Below are 1264 nucleotides of genomic sequence, written 5' to 3'. Positions count from 1 at the left end.
TCGGCCTGCTTGAGGATGGCGATGATCTGACTGTCGGTGTAACGGGAAGGCTTCATGCAGAACTTTCAAAAATCATATTTAGAAAATTCTACTCATTTCAACGCTTGTTTGCAGGGGGGATTACCACGCATATAACTGATGTTATAACGGCACATTATGCCTGTCCGGCATGGAAAACTGCAGTATCAACCCCTTATCGCTGGACTCAGGCTATCAGGACCTGAGCAGTTTGATGATTTATATTATGATTCACTATGGTTCCTGCTTAACAAGTTGAGGTACTGACTCTTGCTCGACCACCTGAGGCGATACAAATATAGCGATTATGCGATGTGTCGCTATCCCAAGTCGGCTTATTAACTAACATCTGGATAGAAGCGCCAAAAACCTGCCCTGTTGAATTAAACGTCAGAAATTTTTGAGGTACACTTGGCATTATAGAAATATCTGTTAAGTCTTTTGCTTGAGAGCCTTGAGCAAAAATCAATATTTCAGGGGGGTTATTTCCTGGCTGATACGTACCATTATTATTGTCATCAGTAAATATAATCCAACCATCAGCCCAGCCTGAATTAGTACCTGGCGTACTGTCAGTTGTAGAGCAGGACGGAACTGCCGCATTTGCTGTCTCACTTCGGCAAATGGTCACATTTTTCCCTCTTTTAATCGCCTCTGTTCTAGCAAGTAATAATGCACCATGCAGTGAACTCGTTGCTGTTGTAATTTTACCCGTACTAATAAATGTTCTATACGATGGGATCCCAATGCTCGCCAAAACCCCGACTATCACAATTACAAGCATTAGTTCAATCAATGTGAAACCTGATTGAGGAATGTAAAAATGTTTATTTTTTAACATTATTGAATAATCCTTTATGCATGGATGATATATAACAACATTATTTGGTGATAGTGTGTAAAGATTAGCGGCTAGTTCCAGCAGATATGCGGCTTATTGACATAGGGCATCATGGCATGAAATGCAAGTAAAACGCGGGGACGAAGGCAAGGGTCTCGGTCTAGTTGATACAAATCATACGGATTTTCGGAAGAACCATACGGGGTTAAAACGGAATTTCAGCTCTTTTTTATTGGGCATTTGGATGGCGGGAGCTTGAATGCGTCGGATGTAAGTCGAAAAAAGCAAGACCCCCGGTCAATTACTTGAGCGGGGGTATGCGGAATAAAAGCCTGACGATGACCTACTTTCACACTGGTTGCAGCACTATCATTGGCGCGGAGTCGTTTCACGGTCCTGTTCGGG

General features: G+C 42.6%; 2 protein-coding genes. One reads left to right on the top strand and one right to left on the bottom strand.

The window, feature by feature from the left end; all coding sequences use genetic code 11:
• Positions 1 to 224, top strand: a 224-nt coding sequence (locus tag ACO0LE_RS20195; RefSeq protein WP_422962119.1) for a hypothetical protein, incomplete at its 5' end; no start/stop codon positions are given.
• 41 nt (positions 225 to 265) lie between these two features.
• On the opposite strand, the gene ACO0LE_RS20190 is transcribed toward ACO0LE_RS20195, so the two are convergent.
• Complete coding sequence (locus ACO0LE_RS20190; RefSeq protein ID WP_422962118.1) at positions 266 to 859, bottom strand: GspH/FimT family pseudopilin; 594 nt, start codon at positions 857 to 859, stop codon at positions 266 to 268.
• Positions 860 to 1264 lie beyond the last annotated feature (405 nt).

The organism is Undibacterium sp. Xuan67W (assembly GCF_049340165.1).
Taxonomy (GTDB): domain Bacteria; phylum Pseudomonadota; class Gammaproteobacteria; order Burkholderiales; family Burkholderiaceae_D; genus Undibacterium.
The sequence above is the reverse complement of the archived record's forward strand: the minus strand, read 5'-3'. Positions and strand labels throughout refer to the sequence as shown.

Bases quoted from the DNA above. Each gene is read 5' to 3' on its own strand.
- ACO0LE_RS20190 (WP_422962118.1), bottom strand. From the start codon at position 859: ATGTTAAAAAATAAACATTTTTACATTCCTCAATCAGGTTTCACATTG.